This is a genomic window from Bradyrhizobium sp. CCGB01, from assembly GCF_024199795.1.
In the GTDB taxonomy this organism is placed as follows: Bacteria; Pseudomonadota; Alphaproteobacteria; order Rhizobiales; family Xanthobacteraceae; genus Bradyrhizobium.
Genome location: NZ_JANADK010000001.1, coordinates 3,560,281 through 3,579,222, shown reverse-complemented (window position 1 = coordinate 3,579,222; position 18,942 = coordinate 3,560,281). Strand labels below are relative to the sequence as shown.

At 65.6% G+C, this 18,942-nt stretch carries 14 protein-coding genes and 1 pseudogene; 1 reads left to right on the top strand and 14 read right to left on the bottom strand.

All coding sequences use genetic code 11. The features are described from left to right. Position 1 precedes the first annotated feature (1 nt). From NLM25_RS16260 to hydA, 5 genes are all read right to left on the bottom strand, one after another. Positions 2–1,621, bottom strand: a complete 1,620-nt coding sequence (locus NLM25_RS16260) for an ABC transporter substrate-binding protein (RefSeq protein ID WP_254137623.1) — start codon at positions 1,619–1,621, stop codon at positions 2–4. A gap of 108 nt (positions 1,622–1,729) precedes the next feature. Next, entirely contained in the window at positions 1,730–3,166 is a 1,437-nt protein-coding gene (locus NLM25_RS16255; RefSeq protein WP_254137622.1) for an NAD(P)-binding domain-containing protein, read from the bottom strand. Further along, the gene (locus NLM25_RS16250; RefSeq protein WP_254137621.1) at positions 3,163–3,912 is read right to left on the bottom strand and encodes an SDR family oxidoreductase; all 750 of its coding nucleotides are present in this window, start codon (positions 3,910–3,912) and stop codon (positions 3,163–3,165) included. The genes NLM25_RS16255 and NLM25_RS16250 overlap by 4 nt, the downstream gene beginning before the upstream one ends. 1 nt (position 3,913) lies before the next feature. Beyond that, on the bottom strand, positions 3,914–4,888 hold the full coding sequence (locus NLM25_RS16245; protein WP_254137620.1) for an NAD(P)-dependent oxidoreductase: 975 nt from the start codon (positions 4,886–4,888) through the stop codon (positions 3,914–3,916). A 16-nt stretch (positions 4,889–4,904) separates the two neighbouring features. Continuing rightward, positions 4,905–6,374: a dihydropyrimidinase gene (gene hydA, locus NLM25_RS16240; protein ID WP_254137619.1), complete on the bottom strand. Its 1,470-nt coding sequence runs from the start codon at positions 6,372–6,374 to the stop codon at positions 4,905–4,907. Between the two features lie 56 nt (positions 6,375–6,430). On the opposite strand from hydA, the gene NLM25_RS16235 reads away from it, so the two are divergent. Then, entirely contained in the window at positions 6,431–7,093 is a 663-nt protein-coding gene (locus NLM25_RS16235; RefSeq protein WP_254137618.1) for an aspartate/glutamate racemase family protein, read from the top strand. On the opposite strand, the gene NLM25_RS16230 is transcribed toward NLM25_RS16235, so the two are convergent. The 9 genes and pseudogenes from NLM25_RS16230 to NLM25_RS16190 all read right to left on the bottom strand — a co-directional run bounded on the left by NLM25_RS16230 (position 7,090) and on the right by NLM25_RS16190 (position 18,916). After that, a complete protein-coding gene (locus tag NLM25_RS16230; RefSeq protein ID WP_254117911.1) occupies positions 7,090–7,743 on the bottom strand; it encodes a flavin reductase family protein in 654 nt (217 codons plus the stop codon). The two genes, NLM25_RS16235 and NLM25_RS16230, sit on opposite strands and share 4 nt — an antisense overlap. A gap of 5 nt (positions 7,744–7,748) precedes the next feature. Next, positions 7,749–8,681, bottom strand: a complete 933-nt coding sequence (locus NLM25_RS16225) for an N-carbamoyl-D-amino-acid hydrolase (protein WP_254137617.1) — start codon at positions 8,679–8,681, stop codon at positions 7,749–7,751. Positions 8,682–8,787: 106 nt separating this feature from the next. Then, positions 8,788–9,105, bottom strand: a complete 318-nt coding sequence (locus tag NLM25_RS16220) for a hypothetical protein (protein WP_256570949.1) — start codon at positions 9,103–9,105, stop codon at positions 8,788–8,790. A gap of 135 nt (positions 9,106–9,240) precedes the next feature. Beyond that, a pseudogene (locus NLM25_RS16215) lies at positions 9,241–10,470 on the bottom strand (AMP-binding protein); the annotation flags it as partial. Further along, a complete protein-coding gene (locus NLM25_RS16210; RefSeq protein WP_254137616.1) occupies positions 10,467–11,762 on the bottom strand; it encodes an aminotransferase class III-fold pyridoxal phosphate-dependent enzyme in 1,296 nt (431 codons plus the stop codon). The gene NLM25_RS16210 and the pseudogene NLM25_RS16215, both read right to left, overlap by 4 nt. 11 nt (positions 11,763–11,773) lie before the next feature. Further along, the gene (locus tag NLM25_RS16205; protein ID WP_254137615.1) at positions 11,774–13,354 is read right to left on the bottom strand and encodes a hydantoinase B/oxoprolinase family protein; all 1,581 of its coding nucleotides are present in this window, start codon (positions 13,352–13,354) and stop codon (positions 11,774–11,776) included. Continuing rightward, positions 13,351–15,360, bottom strand: coding sequence for a hydantoinase/oxoprolinase family protein (locus NLM25_RS16200; protein ID WP_254137614.1), 2,010 nt, complete (start codon positions 15,358–15,360; stop codon positions 13,351–13,353). Before NLM25_RS16200 ends, NLM25_RS16205 begins: the two co-directional genes overlap by 4 nt. Before the next feature lie 426 nt (positions 15,361–15,786). After that, a complete protein-coding gene (locus NLM25_RS16195) occupies positions 15,787–17,265 on the bottom strand; it encodes a PLP-dependent aminotransferase family protein (protein WP_254137613.1) in 1,479 nt (492 codons plus the stop codon). 217 nt (positions 17,266–17,482) lie between these two features. Continuing rightward, positions 17,483–18,916 carry an NAD-dependent succinate-semialdehyde dehydrogenase gene (locus NLM25_RS16190; protein ID WP_254137612.1) on the bottom strand — a complete coding sequence of 478 codons (1,434 nt, stop codon included), beginning with the start codon at positions 18,914–18,916 and terminating at the stop codon, positions 17,483–17,485. Positions 18,917–18,942: the final 26 nt, after the last annotated feature.

Here is an 18,942-nt window from a genome sequence, read left to right as displayed (position 1 = left end):
ATCACTTGCGGCTGACGTCGCGATAGTCGACCTGGCGGTGGAACTCGTAGGTGTAGCCCTCGACCGACGCCGCCATTACCGCATCCTGGTTCGGCTGCCACAGCATGATCTGCGGCATCAGATCGGCGTGCATCGCGTTGAGCTTGCGGCCGGCCTCCTCGTACTTGGCCTTATCCGGCTCGAAGCGAGCTTCCTGCGCGATCGCAGCCAGATCGGGATTGTTGATCGAGCTGTAGTTCCAGCGCTGATTGCCGGTGTAGAAGTTGCGGTAGAAGTAGTCGGTCGAGGGCAGCCAGGCGACGATGCCTTCGGTGTAAAAGGGCAGCTTCTTCTCGTTGATCTGCGTCGACATCTGCGCATCCGGCAGCTTCTGGATGTCGACCTTGATCCCGATCTTGCCGAGAGACTCCTTGACCAGCGCCGCCATCGGCTCCGCCGTCGAGGACTGGCCGACGTTGAAGCTGAAGGTGGTCGAGAAGCCCTCGGGAAGCCCGGCGGCCTTGAGATATTCCCTCGCCTTGTCGAGGTCGAGCTTCACCGGCTGCTGGAACGGATAGATGCCGTTCAGCGGCTTGCCGTCCGGCCAGGTCGCACCGAACAGCGGCGCACCGCGGCCGAACAGAGCGGCCTTGAACATGTCGTCATAGGGTAGCGCGTAAGCGATGGCGCGGCGCACATTGACGTTGTCGAACGGCGGCATCTGGTTGTTCATCGAGACATAGGTGATCGCATTGTATTGCGGCGTCGAGACCACCTTGAGCTTGCCCTTGGCCTCGAGCGACTGCACGTCGCTGGCCTGGAGGTCGACCACGAGGTCGGCGTCGCCGCGCTCGACCAGATTGGCACGGGTCGCCGGCTCCGGCACGGACTGCACGATCACGCGCTTGAAGAACGCCGGCTTGTTGGCTGAGCCGCGATTCCAGGCCTCGTCGCGCTTGAGGATGACCTGCTCGCCCGGCTTGAAGGTTTCGACCACATAGGCGCCGCTGCCGGCGGTGTGCTCCTTCAGCCATGCGGTGGCCCAGGGATCATCCGCCGCCGCATGGGATTTGGCGACCTTCGAGTTGATGATCATGGGATAGACGGTGGCAAGATTAGGCAGCGCGAGCTTGTCGGGCTTGGGCAGCGTCACTTCGATGGTGAGAGGATCGATCACCTTGAACTGGTCGGCCGAGGTCAGGGAGCCCGTGAGCAGCTGCGCCTTGCCGAGGATCGGCGCGGTCACGCAGCGATCGAGCGACCATTTGACGTCTTCCGCCGTGACCGGCGAGCCGTCCTGGAATTTTGCGTCCTTGCGCAGGCGGAAGGTGAGCTTCAGGCCATCGGGGCTGACGTCGTAGGATTCGGCGAGCTCGCCCGTGATCGTGTCGAGATCGAACACCCATTTGCCGTTGAGCTGCTTGCGGCCGAACGCCACCAGCCGATCGTACGTGCTCATGCTCAGCGCGAAGGATTCGCGCGTCGAACCGGGGATGTTGGGATCGAGCGTATTGACCGCCGAGCCCGTGACGTAGCGCAACGTCTCCGCCCTGGTTTGTGCCTGCGAAGGCGCGGTGGCGATGAGCAACAGCGCGGTGGCGGCGAGGACTGAGGTCGCGGGCCTGAAAGACACAAAACGCATTCGATTTCCCCAAGATGTCGACAAGAAACGCCAGCAAGGCAGGTTAAGAAAGAAGCAAGTTGCGCGCCACTCCTGCGAGGGCACTTCGTCGCGGCGGCGCATGGATGATCATCGCGATTGCTCCAATGTTCGCGCCGACCGCGTGACCACGGCCTGCGGCACGTCATAGGCGCTGAGCGAGGCCCAGTGCCGTTCGACATCGGCGCGGAACAGGCCGCGCGTCAGGCCGTTCACCAGCTTCGGCACCGCCGTCGTCATCGCGTTGATCGATGATCCCGATGCACCAAAGCTCATGGTGGAGGCGATGGCGAAGAGGTGGATGTCGGAGATCCACGGCGTCTTGCCCGGCTGGCGCTCGGTGAAGGCGTAGTCGTCGGCGAGATAAGGGAAACGGCCGAGCCGTTCATTGCGCTCGTCTTCCGGCGGCTGGTAGCGGTCGGCCCAGGTCGCGATATTGCCGGCAAATGCCCGCAGTTCGCCGCGGTCAGCAAAGTTCATGTCGATACCGGTGCCGCAGATGACGAAATCCGCCATGATCGCACCGCGCGGCGTCTCCAGTTCAACGCCGGCAACCGTCTGGCGCGCAGCCTCGATCGGCGCGCCCTCGTGCAATGTGAAATTGGCATGACGCGCGCAACGGTCGAAAGTCGGTTGCGGAAATCCTTCGCGCATTTCGAGGATCTTGCGCATGAAGCGCCAGCGCCAGGCATCGTCGAGATCGCTGAGATGGCGCAGGAAGCCGCGGAAGGTGAGCCAGCGATAAGGCTGGATCAACTGGATCTCCGCGCGGCGGCACAGCAGATGCACCTCGGCCGCGCCCGCCTCCAGGGCCGTTGCCGCGTTGTCGAAGGCGGATGCGCCGGCGCCGATCACGGCAACGCGCTTGCCGCAGAGCATTTCGAAGTCGATATCTTCGGCGACGGTTGCGACTGAACCCGCCGGCAGATCGCGCAACTGGTCAGGGATCATCCAGTCGCCCATGCCCTCCTGCCCCGTCGCGAGGACGATCTTGCGCGCATAGAGCGTCTCGATGCCCTCAGCGTGTTTCACGCGCGCGGCGAGCAAACCGTCCGCCGCAGGGGCAATCTCCAGAAGCTCGCAGGCATTGCATACCGGTAAGCCGATCATGCGCCGCAGCCAGAGCAGATACTCAGCCCAATGTTCCCGCAGAATCAGGCCAAGCTGCTGCCAGCTTACCTTGCCGAAACGAGCTTCGTGCCAGGACTGGTAGGTCAGGCTCGGAATATCGAGATCCGGCCCCGTATAGTCCTTCGGGCTGCGCAGCGTCGGCATGCGGGCATAGGTGAGCCAGGGGCCCTCCTTCCCTTCCTCGGCCTTGTCGAGCAGCAGGATGTTGCTGACGCGGGAGCGCATCAGGCCGAAGCCGATGGCGATGCCGGACTGGCCGGCGCCGACGATGAGGACGTCCAGCGCAGCGTTGCCATCCGGCCCGATCTTCGGTTCGAGCCATGCCGCGCCGGGATGCGCGATCCTGGCAAGATCAGCGCGAACGTCGGCTTCAAGCTCGGTCAGGGCCTCACTCATGCCGCGAGCCAGCCTCCGTCGACCACCATCACCGTGCCGGTCGTGAAGGAGGATGCGTCGCTGGCGAGATGCAGCGCGGCTTGCGCGATCTCCTCCGCCTCGCCGAACCGCTTCATGGCATGGCGGTAGCGGGAGGCTTCGCGCACCTCTTCCGAATTGGCGTGCCGGGCAAAGCTGCGACGAAGCATCGGCGTGTCGATCGCGCCGGGCGCGATCGCGTTGACCCGGATGCCATCGGCCGCGAAATCCACCGCCATGGTCCGCGTCAGGCTGACGATCGCGCCCTTGGCGGCGATGTAGGCGCTGTTGCTCTTGCCGCCGGCAATCGCAAGCTGCGATGCCAGCGTGATGATCGAGCCGCGCTTCTGCCGCTGCATCTGTGGCACCGCAGCCCGCGCCCACAGCCAGGTGCCGCCGACATTGGTACGGAACACCGCGTCCCAGTCGTCCGGGCTCGTCGTCAGCACCGTGCCGCCGCAGGAAAAGCCCGCCGCGGTCATCAGGACGTCGAGATGCCCGTGCCTCGCGACGACGTCGCCGACGACAGTCTCGGCGAACCCGGCGTCGCCGACGTCGCCCACATGCGTCGTTGCGCCGCCCACAAGGCTCAGCGTCTCCTGAAGTCCTGCGGCATCGCGATCGACCAGGGCGAGACGTGCCCCCTCCTCCGCGAACAGCTTCGCGCTGGCACGGCCGATGCCCGACCCCGCTCCGGTGATGACGGCCGTACGCCCTTGCAGCCGCATGTCAGACGCTCTCCCGGTGCTGCATCCACCAATTGCTCATCGCCGCCGCAGACTCGGCACAGCCGAACCGCGCGCGCCAGCCGAATTCGTCCGCCATCCGCGTGACCGAGAGCGGCGCACGATCCGCCCCGTGCAGCTTGATGACGGTGCTTTCTCCAGGCACCGCCAGCCGGCACTGCAGCCCGGGACGCAACGCCGCAAATGCCTCGCCCCATTGCAGCGCGGACCACGTCGCGCCGCAGGAGATGTTGTAGAGCCGATGGCGCGGCCGCTCGGCTTCGAGCAGGATGGCAACAGCCTCGGCAGCGTCCGGGGCGTAAGTCCAGTCCTTCATCCCAGGCCCCGGCATGATCGCCGGCTCGCCGCGCGCGAACGCGGCCAGGATCTGACACTGGAGGCTTGGCGTGTCGCGCACCGAACTGGCCCGCTCCCACGGACCGAACACGGCGCTCAACCGCACGTTCAGGAAATCGCCGCCAAAGAGCTCGGCGTGGCGCGCCACCGACCGCTCCGAAGTGAATTTGCTGATCGCGTAGAACGAGATGGGATCGCAGGGCGTATCCTCATCCAGCACCGGATAACGGCCCCCGGCGGCGCCGTAGGCTGATGCTGACGAGAGATTGACGACGCGGCGAACGCCATGACGGATCGCGGAGAGCAGGATCGGGATCTGCGCCATCACGTTGACCTCGAGAACACGCGCGGTCGAGGCACGCTCGAGATCTTCGCCAGCTGTGATGGCTGCACCGAGCACAATCGCATCGCAGCCCTTGGCGATGAGCGCATCGATGCCTTCCGCATCAGTGATGTCGCCCTGCACCGCCGTGAGCTTCGTGCCATGATCGGCCAGCGCCCGGCGCGCGGATGGCGGCAACTCTGCGCGGTCATACAGCGTCACGTCATGGCCGCGCGCGAGCAGCACCTCCGCAAGGTTGAGGCCGACGAAGCCGGTGCCGCCGAAGATCAGAACCTTCATCGCGCGCGATCCACCATCACAGCAGCTTTGCTCCAAAATTCCGCTCCGGATCCATGTCGGCGACGAGCCGGCCGGTGGGCTTTGCCGCCTCACCACCGCTGCGCGCCAGGAATTGGCCACTGCCGGCGCTCGCAAGGCACTTGTTGCCCTCGATGATCACCCGGCCGCGCGACAGCACCGACACCGGCCAGCCCTTCAGCTTGCGGCCCGCGAAGGGCGTATAGCCGGCGAGGTCGTGCATCATCTCGTCGGCGATCACGGTCTCGCGGTTGGGATCCCAGATCGCGATATCGGCATCGGCACCGACCGCGATCGAGCCCTTGCGCGGATGCAGATTGTAGATCTTTGCCGGCGCTGTCGACGTCAGCTCGACGAATTTCTCCAGACCCAGCCGGCCCTTCGAGACCATCGCGTCGAACAACAGCGGCAGCCGCAGTTCGAGCCCGGGCAAGCCGTTGGCGACCTGCTTGAAGTTCGGATTGGGCCCGGCGCGCAGCTTGCCGGTCTCGTCGTAGCGATACGGCGCGTGGTCCGACGAGATGGTCTGGAGATCGCCGAGCGACAGGGCCTGCCACAGCGCTTCCTGATCCGCATGCGTGCGCGGCGGCGGACTGCACATCCACTTGGCGCCCTCGGAGCCGGGTTTGTCGAGATCGTTTGCGGTGAGAAACAGATATTGCGGACAGGTCTCGGCAAAGACTTTGAGCCCCTGCCCGCGCGAGTCGCGGATCACCTTGGCGCCTTCGGCGGTCGAGACGTGGAAGATCATGATGGGCTGGTCGATCAGCGCCGCCATGCCGATCAGGCGGGTGAAGGCTTCCGCCTCCGACACGCGCGCATGGCTGACGGCGTGGTACTTTGGCATGGTGTAGCCGCGCGCGAGCAGACGCTTCACCATCCACGCGATGATGCCGTGATTTTCGGCATGGGCGCACAACATCGCGCCGGACTGACGCGCAGCGAGCAGGATGTCGAGCAGCGGCTCGTCGTCGACCTTGAGCCGGTCATAGGTCATGAAGATCTTGATCGAGGCGTGGCCCTGCTTCACCAGCGCCGGAATGTGTTCCTCGACCGTCTCCTTGGTTGCATCCGCGATGATCATGTGAAACGCGTAGTCGATGACGGCGCCCTTCTTCGCGAGGCCATGATAGTCCTCCACCACCTGCGGCAGCTTCATGCCGACATGCTGCGCGGCAAACGGGATCACGGTGGTGGTGCCGCCGAAAGCGGCAGAGACGGTCGCGCTCTCGAAGGTGTCGGCATTCATGATGCCGGCCGCGGACAGCTGCTCGATATGGGCGTGGCTGTCGACACCGCCGGGCAGCACCAGCTTGCCGCGCGCGTCGATCTCGCGCTTGGCGGGCGGAAGGCCCTTGCCAATCGCCGCGATGGTCTCGCCGGAGATCGCGACATCGGCTTCGAACACGTCGGTCGTGGTGGCGACGCGGCCGCCGCGAATGATCAGGTCGTAGGTGGGTTCAGTCATGAGGCACTCCATGATATGCCTGAGCCAGATGATCGCCATTTCGAGGGAAGACCAACATGGCCCGGCCGCGCATTCTCGTCATCAATCCGAACTCCAATCCCGCGGTCACGCAAGGGCTGGAGGAAGCGTTGAAGCCGCTCGGCTTCGAGGGCGGCCCCGAACTGGTCTGCCAGTCGCTCGCCGAGGGGCCGTTCGGCATCGAGAGCCAGGCCGATGTCGACAGCGTCGCCATGCCGCTGCGAAAACTGGTCGAAGGCGACAACAGCTCGGCCGCCTTCGTCATCGCGTGCTACAGCGATCCCGGGCTTCAGGTCTGCCGCGAAGGCACCGATCGTCCGGTGTTCGGCATCGCCGAGTGCGGCGTGCTGACGGCGCTGGCGCGGGCCGAAACCTTCGGTGTCATTGCGATCGCCCAGCGCTCGATCCCGCGCCACATGCGCTATCTCAGGCAGATGGGATTGACCGAGCGCCTCGCCGGCGAGCGCCCCCTCAACATGAGCGTTGCCGAAACCGCCTCGGGCGAAGGCACGCTGGCGAAGATGATCGAGGTCGGCCGCGCGCTGCGTGACGAGGACGGCGCCCGCGCCATCGTGATGGGCTGCGCCGGCATGGCGCGCCACCGCCGTCCGCTGGAAGACGCGCTTGGCATTGCCGTGATCGACCCGACACAGGCGGCCGTCACCATGGCGCTCGGAACGGTGCAGTTCTCGGCTCACTAGGCGTCCTTCAGCTCTTTTGTGCGCGCGAGCCATTGTGCATGGCTCTCGCGCGACAGCGCAAACGTGTCCCGCTGGGTCGTGTAGAGATTGCCGAACATGCGGCCGATCGGCCGGTAGGCGTCGAGATCGACATACATGTTGGCCTCGTCGACCAGACCGTCGCGGGCATGAACCCTGAGCACCTCGCCGACCAGCAGCTCGCGATCCGGCGAGAAGGTCAGCACGACATGACGCCGGCATTCGAGCGCAAAGGGCGCAGCGGCAAGGCGCGGCACCTTCACGTCCACGGAGGGAAGCGTGGCCAACCCCGTGGCCGCGACCTCGCTGTCGCCGGACGGGAAATCGACCGCGCAATCGTTCATCGCGGCAGACAGCGCTTCGTCCACCATGTGAACCACGAATTCGCCGTCGCGATGGATGTTGCGGGTCGTGTCTTTCGGGCTGTGATCCGGCTTGTGCTGGAGCCCGAGCACGATCAGCGCGGGGCTCTCCGAGAATACATTGAAGAAGCTGAAGGGCGCGGCGTTGACCGCTCCGTTCTCGTCCAGCGTCGTCACCAGCGCGATCGGCCGCGGCACGACCACGCCGCAGAGCAGCTTGTAGCGATCGCGCGGATCCAATTCACGCAGCGATATGCCATTATCCGCCATCGGCGTCACTTCTCCGGCGGCGGCACTGCGCCGGTCTGGCTGGTGATCAGGCCGTAATGCTCGATGCGGCGATGCCGGGCGAAATCGAAGATCGTGGTCTTGCCGAAGGCGGTCGCATCGAGATCGCAGGGATGCACCAGAACCTCGTCGTCGTCGGTCTTCGCTTCCGCAACGATCTCGCCGTTGGGATCGACGATCAGGCTGCCGCCGAACAGCGGATGGCCATCCTCGTTGCCGGCCTTGGCCACGGCGACCACCCAGGTCGCGTTCTGATAGGCGCCGGCCTGCACGGACAAACGATTGTGGAACAGGCGCTTCTCGACGCCCTCCTCGCTCTTCTCCGCGTTCACCGATGGCGTGTTATAGCCGATCAGCACCATCTCGACGCCTTGCAGGCCCATGACGCGATAGGTCTCGGGCCAGCGCCGGTCGTTGCAGATGGCCATGCCGATGATGCCGCCCAGCTCGCGCCAGACGTTGAAGCCGAGATCGCCCGGCTCGAAATAGCGCTTCTCCAGATGCTGGTGCGAACGCTTGGTGTCGTATTCGACATGGCCCGGCAGATGGACCTTGCGATATTTGCCGACGATCTTGCCGGACTTGTCGGTCAGGATCGCGGTGTTGAAGTGATGACCATCCGGCGTCAGCTCGGCATAACCAAAGTTCATCGCCATCTGATGCTGCGCCGCACGCTCGAACAGCGGCTTCGTCGCCGCATTCGGCATCTCGCGCTCGAACCAGATGTCGGCCTCGGCCCGGTCTTCCGAATACCAGCGCGGGAAGAACGTCGTCAGCGCCAGCTCCGGATAGACGATCAGGTCGGCGCCTTTTGCTTTCGCCTCGTCCATCAGCGCGATCATGCGCTTGACGACGGCCTCGCGGCTGTCGGCCTTCTGGATCGGGCCCATCTGGGCGGCGGCAACAGTGACGATACGCATCAGCGAGTTCCTGATTGATTGGCGAGGCTGGGGGTTGCAGCTTCAAAGACGTGCCGGCGGGCGCAGCATAACGCAGCCCTGCGCCACATTTCCAGCCAAGCAGCTTTCATGCCGTCCGTCCCCACTCGGCGTCCTGCAAAAGCCGCCAGTTGATCTTGTTGCTTGCGGTACGAGGCAGCTCATCGACGAAGACGACGGCGCGCGGCGCCTTGTAGCTGGCCATCGCGCCGCGCGCCCAGCTCACGACATCCTCCGGCGAAATGGTTGCGCGCGCGGCGTCATCCAGCACGACCAGCGCCTTGACGGTTTCGCCGCGGTAATTGTCGGGCGATGAGACGATGCAGCACTCCCGGATGGCGCGGTTCTGGTACATCGCGGCCTCGACTTCGGCAGGCCACACCTTGAAGCCGCTGACATTGATCATCCGCTTCAGGCGGTCGACCGCGAAGAAATAGCCGTCGGCGTCGCGATAGCCGAGATCGCCCGTGCGCAGGAACCGCTTGCTCGAGATCTCGACGAAGGATTCAGCGTTGGCCTGCGGCCTGTTCCAATAGCCCTGCAGCACCTGCGGCCCGTGCACGACGATCTCGCCGACGACATTGTCGCCGAGCTCGATCAGGCTTTCGGGATCGACCACCCTCGCATCGGTCTCGTGCACGGCAATGCCGAGACACTGCCGCTTCGGCGCGGCCATCGGATTGAGATGGGTCGGCGACATCGTCTCGGTCATGCCGTAGCCCTCGACGAAATCGAGTCCGAAGCGGCCCTTCAGCCGTTCGGCCACCGCGGTCGGCATGGCAGCGCCGCCGCCGGTCAGCACCTTGAGTTTTGCAAAACAGCGATCGCGGAACCGGGCGCTGGCGAGCACGTCGACGATCATGGTCGGCGCCGCGTTCCAGAACGACACGCCATAGGTTTCGAACAGATCCGGCAGCAGGTCCCTGTCCCAGCGCGCCATCAAGAGCAGCGTCGCGCCCGCCACCATCGCCGCATTCATCGAGCCCTGCATGCCCGCGACATGGAACAGCGGCATGAAGCCGGTCATCACATCGTCGGCGCCCATGCCATATCAGCGCGCCTGCAGCACAGCCGTGAACAGCGCGCTGCGATGCGTATGCATGCAGGCCTTGGGTTTTCCCGTCGTCCCCGAGGTGTAGGGCAGGATCATGAGGTCATCCGCCCCCGCGCTCATCGCATTGGGTTGCAAGCCTTGCGCAATCGCGGACGACCAGGGGTGCCAGCCGGGCGATGACGGTACCTCCGACGGCGCTTCGGTCACGCACGATGGCAACGTATAGGGCGTGGCGGCCGGAACCTCGTCGCGATATTGCGCGACGATCGCATGCGCGATTGTCCCGCCCACCAGCGGAGCAAACACCTCATTCAACTCGCTGCCGATGATCGCTACCCTGGCGCCGCTGTCCTCCGCGAGGTACGCGATTTCGGCGGTCTTGTTCATGGGGTTGACGGGCACGATCACGGCGTCCGCCCGCATCACCGCGTAGTAGGCGATGACATATTGCGGCGAGTTCTGCAGGGCGATCATGACGCGGTCGCCACGCGCTACACCGCAGGCGTTTTGCAGGAAGCCGGCCAGAGCGTCGACGCGCTCGCGCAACTCGGCATAGCTCAGGCTCGCGCCGTAAAATACCGTCGCTGGATGCGAGGGCCGCTGTTGTGCGGCTCGTACCAGCGCGTCGTACAGCGTCCCCTCCGGCAGCGCGAGATGCCAGGGTTCTTCCGCCGGCCAGGCCGGCGATCGATGCGGCGCTGTGGGGTCCGTGTTCACCCGTGCTCCTGGTCTGCGATGTCGAGGCCATGATCGAGCGCGTCGAGCAGCCACTCGGCTTCATGCTCGGAGATCACCAGCGGCGGCGCCAAGAACAGCGAGGTCTGCTCGCCGCTGGTTCCGATCACCGCGCCGGCCTCCAGCGCCCGCTCCGCCACGCGCGAGGCGATGGGAACTTCGGTCGTGTCGGCGTGCCAGGAGCGCCAATCCGGGCCGTGCAGCTCCACCGTCCAGTGCAGCCCCTGTCCCGCCACGCGCTGCACGCTCGGATGCTTCTGCGCGATCGCGAGCAGGCGGCGGGTGAACAGCTTTTCCAGGCTCTTCACGTGCTCGATGATCTTCTCCTCGCTGACGACTTTCAGATAGGCGCTGACGGCGGCCATGCTGATCGGATGGCCGCGCAGCGTGCCGTAATTCTGCCAGCTCGAGCCCTTGAGCCGCTCGACGATGCCCTTCGACACGACGACCGCAGCGACCGCGGCCGCACCGCCGCCAAGCGACTTGCCGAGCGTCACGATGTCGGGGCGGCTCTGGGCGCCTTGAAACGCGAACCAGCGCCCAGCGCGACCGGCGCCGGTGACGACTTCGTCCGCGACCCAGTACGAGCCCGCCTGCCGCGCGCAGCGCGCGACCTCATCCTGATAGGCGCCGTCGTAGTAGATGCCGCCCTGCGTGTAGTCGATGATCGTCGCCGCGGTGTCCGACAGCAGACGCGTGGCATCCGCCAGATATTCGCTGGGCGGGGTGTTGTTCGCGGGTCCGCCATAGATCGCGCCATCCGGCGCCGGCAGAATCCGCACCGGTGCCATCGGCGCCGGCAGCTTCGAGCCACCCGAATGCACCGCGAGACCGCCGTGCCATTGCGGCTGCACCGTCATGCTGCGCGACAGGCCGGTGATGCCGTGATAGGCGCGCTCGCGCGTCGCCAATGCAGATCGCTGCGTCAGCGCCTGGCAGAGCGACAGTGCCATGTCGTTGGCCTCGCTGCCGCTGATGCAGAAACGGACAGCCCCGACCCAATCTTCTTCGCCCTTGAACGCCGTGGTCATCAGATCGTCGGCGGCCTGTTCGCGGCCGACCCAGGTCCAGCCCTCGTTGACGACAGGTGTATCGGCCGCGCTGCGGATCGCCTCCACCATCGCGGGGTGACGGTGACCGAGACCGCCGCCGGTGTTGCTGCCGTCGATCAGCCTGCGGCCATCCGACAGATGGAAGTAGACGCCCTCGCCACCGACCACGGCCATCGGCGCGGCCTCGCCTGCATTCAATCCGGTTCGCAACAATCTGCTCATCGCGGGTCCCCTCACTCCACAGCCGCAGCGCCGTAGCCGCCGCCGCCGCACATCTCGATCGTGACGAGATCGTCTTGCTGCAACACCAGGTTCGACTTGCCGTCGATCGCGACATTCGCGCCCTGCCGGACCAGCGAGATGCGGCAGGCCTTGCCGGGCAAGCCGCCCTGCATGCCCCAGGGCGCGATCACCATGCGCTCGATGCAGGTGGTCAGATGCATCGAGGGCGCAAGGATGCGATAGGTGCGGACGGAGCCATCACCGCCGCGATGGGTGCCCGCGCCGCCGGACTGCCGGCGAATGGCCTGCTGCTCGAGGCGGATCGCGTAGTTCGCCTCGATCACTTCGACCGGGGTGTTTGACGTGTTGGACAGATGCACCCGGGTCGCGGAGCTGCCGGCCCGATCATGCCGCGCGCCCTCGCCGCCACCGTGAACCTCGTAGAGCATCTTCCACGACCCATTCTGCCGCGGTTCGGCGAAGAACAGCACGCCCGCGGTTGTCGCGCCGCCGGCCGACAGGCGCTCGGGAATGGTGTCCTGCATTGCGCGGAAAATCGCATCGACGATGCGCATGGAGGTTTCGTGGTTGCCGGCGGCTACCGACGCAGTCCAGCCCGGCTCCAGGATCGAGCCCGGGCGGGTGACGATGGTCAGAGGCCGCAGCGCGCCGGCATTCTGGTGCATGTCGCGCCCGCTCATGATGCGCGCGGCATAGGCGACGGCCGAGCGCGCCATGAACGGCGTCGTGTTGCAGAAATTGGAGACGCGGTCGCAGCTGCCGGAGAGGTCGAAGGTTGCCTCGTCGCCGCGAATGGTGATCTTGACGTGGATGCGCGCCGGCGCGTTGTTTTCGCTCCCGTCGTCGAGATAATCCTCGCCCTCGTAGACGCCGTCAGGCAGCGCGCGCAGCGCCTCGCGCATCTCGATCTCGGAGAGATCGTGCAGGCGCGACTGCGTCGCCGTGAAAACCGCCTTGCCGTGCTCGCGGCAGAGTTCGAGAATGCGCTTCTCACCTGCCTTGGTGGCCGCGATCTGCGCGAGCAGGTCGCCCTCGCCGGATTCAGCATCCCGGACGTTGGCCTTCAGCATCTGGACGATCGCTGTATTGAGGCCGGCTGAGGTTGCGATCAGCACCGGCGGAATCCGCATCGCCTCCTGGAAGGTGTCGATCGCCTTCGCAAAATAGCTGCCCGGCCAGGTACCACCGATGTCGGGCCAGTGCGCGAGGCTGATCGCAAAAGCGACGATCTCGCCCTCGAAGAAAACGGGCCGCACGACCTTGACGTCGTTGAGATGATTGCCGCCGAGCGCGCCGACATTGTAGATCACCACGTCGCCGTCGTTCAGGCTGTCGCGCGGCATCACCTTCAATAGCTCGGGAATGGTGTAGGCCATCGCGCCGAGATGGATCGGGATGTCGCGACCCTGCCCGACCAGACCGCCGTGGCCATCCGTAATCGCCGATGACAGGTCGCCGGCCTCGCGCAGCAAGGGCGAGCGCGCCGAGCGCGTCATCACCAGGCTCATTTCCTCCGCGGCGGCGGAAAGCCCGTGCCTGATGACCTCGACGACAAACGGATCGAGCTTCATGCCGCCCTCCGCGTCAGGAACAGGTTGCCGGCGGCATCCGGTCTGGCTTGCCAGCCGGGCGGCACCACCACTGTGGACCATGCGTCCTCGATGATCGCCGGACCGCTGACGATATCGGTCAGCGAGGCGCGGTCGATGATCGCAGTCTCGATCTCATGCAGCCCGTCGAACGAGCAGATGCGCTTGCCCGTGGACACTGCCCGCACCGCCGTCGCGGGGCGGCTCACGACGGTCGTCGACGGACGGCGCGCCTGCACCCGCACGGATTCGATGACGCAGGGCTCGCTGGTCGCATAGCCGAACAGCTCGTGATGCCGCGTCAGAAAGTCCTTCTTGAGCCTGGCCGCATCCAGCGGCAGCACGAACGGCACCGGAATGGCGTCATTCTGCGCCGCATAGCGCATCAAGGCCACGAGCTCGACCTGGATGTCCGCCTTGGCAACTCCGTTCGCGATCAGCGGCGCCGAGGCATCGTCAATGAGCGTCCCGATCCGTTCCGACACGCGGGCAAGATCGATGCCGTCGAGGGCGGCGCGCAGCGTCTGCTGCTGCAAGAAGCTGAAATCTGCGGTGAGGCAGCCCAGCGCCGAGAACGCACTCGACGCGCTGGGCACGACCACCTCTGCAATTCCGTAGAGATCGGCGAGTCCGGCCGCATGCATCGGGCCGCCGCCGCCGAAAGCAAGCAGCGTGCAGTCGCGCCCATCGATGCCGCGCTCGACCGTGACGCGGCGAAGCGCGCGGGCCATGGTCGCGTTCGCGACCTTGATGATGCCGAGTGCGGTTTCGGTCAGGCTGAGGCCGAGTGCACGCGCGATCGGATCGACGACGCGCTTCGCTTCCTCGATGTCGATTCCGATCCGGTCACCAAGTTTCGTCTCGGGATTGAGATAGCCGAGCACTGCATTGGCGTCGGTGATGGTCGGCTCAAGGCCGCCGCGGCCGTAGCAGGCCGGCCCCGGCTCGGAGCCCGCGCTCTCGGGTCCAACGGTCAAGCCACCCGGACCGTTGCGCACGATCGACCCGCCGCCCGCTCCGATCGAATGAACCGCAAGCATCGGCTGGCGCAGCGGCTTGTCGCCGAGCATGCGGCCGTCGGCCATCTCGGCCTGGCCGTTGACGATCAGGCACACGTCCGTCGTGGTGCCGCCCATGTCGAACGTCAGCATCCGCGACGTGCCGAGCTGGCGCGCGATGCTGACGGAGGCAGAGACGCCGGCCGCCGGGCCCGACATCGCCATCACCAGCGGCCGCCGCTTCACGGCCGAGATCGGGATCATGGCGCCGGCCGAATGAAACACCTGCAGGCCGGGGCCGATCGGCAGCCGCTGCTCCAGCTCGCTGAGATATTCGACCGCGATCGGCATCGCGGCGGCGTTGAACACGGTTGCCGATGTCCGCTCATACTCGCGAGCCTCGGGATTGACCTCGTGCGACAGCGAGACGTGGGCGACGACAGCCCTGAGACGCTCGCCCAGCATCTTTTCATGGACGGGATTGGCATAGGCGTGAAGCAGCGCGACCGCGACGCTCTGCACGCCGGTCTGTTGCAACCACGCCACCAGCCGCTCGATCTCCGCTTCATCAAGCGCCTTCAGCACCCGCCCTTCGTGATCGAGCCGCTCGGCAAGCCCAAAGCATCGCTCGGGCGGTACCAGCGGCGGTGATTTCGGGGGAATGTCGAGACGGTAGAGATCGCGGCGGCGATAGCGCGCGATCTCCAGCACGTCGGCAAATCCTTCCGTCGCAACCAGCGCCACCTTCGGCAGCCGGTTCTCGACGATGGCGTTGGTGACGCGCGTGGTGCCGTGGACGAAGCGCTTGACCTCGCTCTTGCGCAAGCCCACCGCCTCGATCGCCTCCAGCATCGCCTGAACCGGCGCGTCGGGGCGCGACGGCACTTTTGCGATCCGCGCCTCGGCGGAATCGCGCCGGATGGCAATGATGTCGGTGAAGGTGCCACCGATATCGGTGCCGACTTCCCAGTGATTTTCGGAAGCGCTCATGTGCGGGGATCAGCTGCGCGCAACGTCCGAGCCGGACGCGGGGTCCTTCCCGTCCATCGCAACGTCCAATTCCAAACCGGGAGCACTCATCATTATCCCCTCTCATGCCACCGACCGGGAGCGTGCGACAGAGCTATGGGCTCGGGATAGGGCCAGAGTTGTCGCAATCCGCTAGACCAGCCGATGACCGACATCGCGCGGTACAACATGGGCTGCACGTTTTGGTGCAGCGATGCCTGCGCAGAGTGCAGCCGAAAGCAGGCCGCTCCACGCGAGAAACGTGCAGCGCACCACGGATTTCTCCGCGTAGATCGTGACGCCCGCTGCACTGCAATCGGGGCTCTCAAAATCGTCTGTCTAATTTGCAGGCGATCGAACGGCGTTGCGGGATAGTCGCGTGCCTATGAGCTATGCACAGCGGTCGGCTCAGCTTCCCTTTATTGTACGAACAGTACGCGAGGATGTTGCCGCGCTGGATGGTGCGTTGCGGGAACCGCTGCCGATGCAAGCGGCGATTCTCGCAAGCAGAGGCGCAGCATCCTCGACATGCAGCCGTCCGTAGCCGAACACGAGGCCCTGCCGCGTCGGCTGCTCCAGGAAATTCTGCGACAAGGGCTGCACGTGGATGCCGGCCTGCTTCAGCACGGCGGCGGCCTCGCGATCGTTCATCCGCGCCTGCATCGCGTCGGTGAACAGCGCCACGAGGTGCAGCCCGGTGACGGCGGAGGACACGATCAGATCATCAGGCATTTGCGCGGCGATCGCTGCGATCAGAGCCTCGCGCCTGCCGGCATAGACCCGCCGCATCCCGCGCAGATGCCGCAGCAAATGGCCTTCCCGCATGAACTCCGCCAGCGCGAGCTGGCCGATTCCGGAGGTGTGCACGTCGATGCGGGCGCGGCCTTTGGAGAAGCCGTCGATGAAATGCCGGTTCGCGACCATGTAGCCGAGCCGCAGGTTCGGCATCATGATCTTCGAGAAGGTGCCGAAGTAGATCACCCGCCCCTCGCGATCGAGCGAGCGCAAGGACGCGATCATGCTGTCCTGGTGCCTGAACTCCGAATTGTAATCGTCCTCGATCACCCAGACGTCGTTCTTGTTGGCCCAGTCCAAAAGCTCGAGACGCCGCTCGAGGCCCATGCTGACGCCGAGCGGATATTGATGCGACGGCGTGACCACGATCAGCTTCGCACGCGGCGCGCGCCGGATTCCCTCCGAGACGACGAGGCCCTTGTCGTCGACGGGAATTGGAACGAGCTTCGCGCCGGCCGCCGTGAGCGCCCAGCGCGCCTCGACGAAGCCGGGCTCCTCGACCCAGACCTCGTCGCCGGGATCGAGGATCATCCGGCTGCAGAAATCCAGCGCGCCCGACGTGCCTGAGGTGACGACGACTTCCTCCGGCGAACAGACGAGACCGCGCACCGAGCCGAGAAAGTTTGCAATCTCGCTCCGCAAGCGCGGATGACCTTCCGAGGGAAGATCGAGGCACTCCTGCTCTTTCGGACTCTGCCAGCTCTGGCGCAGCAGGCGCGACCATTCCTTGAACGGGAACGTCGAGATGTCGGGGGCGCCGGGTGCGAACACGGACGGCCAATTGGTCTCGTAATCCAGGCCAAGCAGCGATTGCCAGCGCTTCGACACGTGGGCGGGCGCAGCCGCCGGCGAAGCGACGGATGGCGGCTCCGCATGCGGCGTCGCGACGGACGCCACCATGACGCTGCCGCGTGGTGTCGATTCAAGATACCCCTCGGCGTAGAGCAGGTCCCAGGCGGTCAGCACCACCGTGCGCGAGCAGCCCAATTCGCGCGCGATCTCGCGCGAGCCGAGAAACAGCGTTCCGGCCGGAAATGCGCCGCGCAAAATGCCGTCGCGGATATGGGCCGCGATCTGCAAATGCAGCGGCACCGCCGAATTCCGGTCGATAAGCATCCCGGCAAGGGAGACACGCTTGCTCGGGTGACGGCTGTTGTCCATGTTTTGCCTGTGAGGCAACGCAAGAGATCGTAGCCCATCGCAAATGGCGTAGGGTGGGTTAGCGTAGCGTAACCCACCTCTTTAGTTTCCGCGGAGACGGAAGAGGTGGGTTACGCCTTGCGGCTAACCCACCCTACGAGACTTCGTCTTACGCGCTCGCCTGGGTCACGAACTTCGTGTTCAGATAACCCTCGATCGCCTCGAGACCACCCTCGGAGCCGTAACCGGAATCCTTGATGCCGCCGAACGGCACTTCCGGCAGCGCGAGACCGTGATGATTGATCGACACCATGCCGCTCTCGATGTCGGAGCCGATCGCCTGCATCGTCTTGGTCGAGGTCGTGTAGGCGTAGGCCGCAAGCCCGTAAGGCAGGCGGTTGGCCTCGGCCACCACTTCGTCATAGCTGCGGAACGACGTGATGGGGGCAAGAGGTCCGAACGGCTCCTCGTTCATGATGCGGGCATCGCGCGGCACGTCGGTGATGACGGTCGGCTCGAAGAAGAAGCCTTCATTGCCGATGCGCTTGCCGCCGGCCTGCACCTTGGCGCCGCGCTGGACGGCGTCGGAGACCAGACCTTCCATGGCGTCGACACGGCGCGGGTTCGCCAGCGGGCCCATGCGGGTGTCCTTGTCGAGGCCGTTGCCGACCTTGAGGCCTTTCGCCGCCGCCACGAACTTGTCGACGAAGGGCTGGTAGACGCTTTCGTGCACCAGGAAGCGCGTCGGCGAGACGCAGACCTGGCCGGCGTTGCGGAACTTGTTGGCCGAGAGAATCTTGGCGGCATTGTCGAGATCGGCATCCGCGAACACGATCGCCGGCGCGTGACCGCCGAGCTCCATGGTGACGCGCTTCATGTGCAGGCCCGCGAGCGCGGCCAGATGCTTGCCGACCGCGGTGGAGCCGGTGAAGCTGATCTTGCGGATGATCGGATGCGGAATGAGATATTCCGACACTTCCGACGGCACGCCGAACACCAGCTGGACGACGCCGGGCGGAATGCCGGCGTCAGCGTAAGCGCGGACCAGCTCCATGCAGCTCGCCGGCGTCTCTTCCGGACCCTTGACGATGATCGAGCAGCCTGCGGCGAGCGCGGCCGAGATCTTGCGGACGGCCTGGTTGATCGGGAAATTCCAGGGCGTGAACGCCGCGACCGGGCCGACTGGCTCCTTGGTCACGAGCTGGGAGACGTTGCCCATCCGCGGCGGCACGATGCGGCCATAGGCGCGGCGGGCTTCCTCGGAGAACCAGTCGATGAGGTCGCCGGCCAGCATGGTCTCGCCCTGCGCTTCGACGACCGGCTTGCCCTGCTCCATGGTCATGACGGGGGCGATCTCGGCGGCGCGCGAGCGGATGATGTCGGCGGCCTTGCGCATCAGCTTGTAGCGGTCGAACGGCGAGGTCTTGCGCCAGATTTCGAAGCCGGCCTTGGCGGCCTCCAGCGCACGGTCGAGATCCGCCTTCGAGGCGTGCGGGGTCTTGCCGATCGGCTGGCCGGTGGCGGGATTGAGGATGTCCTCCGACTTGCCGGACGTGCCGTCGGTCCACTCGCCGGCGATGAACATTTGAACTTTCGGGTACATCCCAGGTCTCCTGCATGATTTCCACG